The following is a 1,515-nucleotide window of genomic DNA, read 5'->3' as shown; positions in this document are numbered from 1 at the left end:
GTACAAGCTGAGACGGTAGCTGATAGAATTGATAAAGAAAGGAATGATAATTATGATGGTAAAGCCAACAGTTAAAGAGCTTTTAGAACATGCAGAAAATAGATTTGCATTAGTAATTGCAACATCAAGAAGAGCAAGACAAATTGCTAATGGAGATGAAAAATTAACAGATGTAGACGAAGAGTCTCCAGTAACACTTGCAGCAAATGAGATAAATGAAGGAAAAGTACAAATATATAAAGCTGATGAAGAATATGATGATGAGAATGAAGATGTTTCATTATTAGAAAATGAAGAAAAAGAATAAAAGGAGATCTTAAAATGATAGTTATATTATCTGGAGTAGCAGGAGCTGGAAAAGATACAATAAAAAAAGAAATTATCAAAAGAATGAATTTCGTAGAATCTTTGCCATCATATACATCAAGACCACCAAGAGAGGGAGATATACCTGGTCAAACTTATAATTTTGTAACAAAAGCAGAGTTTGAAGAAATGATAGAAAAAAATGAATTCTATGAATATGACATACATCACAACAATTATTATGGAGTTCCAAGAAAGCTTTTGAATGAAAAAATAGAACAAGGAAAAGTAATAATAAAAGATGTAGACGTAAATGGTACGCAAAATTTAGTAAATTTATTAGGACAAGATACAAAAATAGTAACAATATTTTTAAGAGTTCCAAAAGAAGAATTAGAGAGAAGATTAAAAGAGAGAATTGAAAAACCATCTCCAGAAGAAATAACTTTAAGATTAAATAGATTTGATTATGAAGAATCAAAAATTGGAATTTATGATTATGTATTAAAAAATAATGATTTGGAAAAAACAGTTCAAATAATAATGTCTATAATAGAAAATGAACTAAAACTTGAAAATCCAGAATTTTAAAGAAAAGCTGAAATATGTATGTATTTCAGCTTTTAACAATAAAAGGAGTTTGGAAAAAATGATAGAACTACTAAAACAATGTGAAATATGTCCACATAAATGTAAAATAGATAGAACTGATAATCAAGTTGGAAGATGTAAATCAAAAGATACTGTAAAGGTTGCACTTGCTTCAATTCATAAGTTTGAAGAACCATGTATAAGTGGAGGAAATGGTTCGGGTACAGTGTTTTTTTCTAATTGCAATTTATCATGTGAATTTTGTCAAAATTACGAGATAAGTCAGCAAGGATTAGGAGAAGAAATATCAATAGAAAGATTAGCAGAAATCTTTATAGAACAACAAGATAAAGGTGCGAACAATATAAATTTGGTATCACCAACAAGTTATGTAGTGCAAATAATAGAAGCAATTAAGATAGCTAAAAACAATGGATTAAAGATTCCGATAATTTATAATACTAATGGATATGAGAATGTAGAAACTATAAAATTATTAGATGGGTATATAGATGTATATTTACCAGATTTAAAATATGCAGAAGATGATTTGGCAAAAAAATATTCTAAAATCGAAAATTATTTTGAAGTAGCAACAGCAGCAATAAAGGAGATGTC

Annotated in this window: 3 protein-coding genes; all 3 read left to right on the top strand. The window is 27.8% G+C overall.

Annotated elements, in window-relative coordinates:
- Positions 1-52: 52 nt before the first annotated feature.
- Positions 53-307, top strand: coding sequence for a DNA-directed RNA polymerase subunit omega (rpoZ, locus tag Q0F58_RS19605; protein WP_294379783.1), 255 nt, complete (start codon positions 53-55; stop codon positions 305-307).
- A 14-nt stretch (positions 308-321) separates the two neighbouring features.
- On the top strand, positions 322-897 hold the full coding sequence (locus tag Q0F58_RS19600) for a guanylate kinase (RefSeq protein ID WP_294379782.1): 576 nt from the start codon (positions 322-324) through the stop codon (positions 895-897).
- A 58-nt stretch (positions 898-955) separates the two neighbouring features.
- Positions 956-1,515 (top strand): radical SAM protein (locus Q0F58_RS19595; protein WP_294379781.1); only part of this gene is annotated, 560 nt, incomplete at its 3' end.

It is taken from the genome of uncultured Clostridium sp., from assembly GCF_934754915.1.
Lineage (GTDB): Bacteria > Bacillota > Clostridia > Clostridiales > Clostridiaceae > Clostridium.
The sequence above is the reverse complement of the archived record's forward strand: the minus strand, read 5'-3'. Positions and strand labels throughout refer to the sequence as shown.

Coding starts and splice junctions, on each gene's coding strand:
- rpoZ (WP_294379783.1), top strand. CDS start 53: ATGATGGTAAAGCCAACAGTTAAAGAGCTTTTAGAACATGCAGAAAAT.
- Q0F58_RS19600 (WP_294379782.1), top strand. CDS start 322: ATGATAGTTATATTATCTGGAGTAGCAGGAGCTGGAAAAGATACAATA.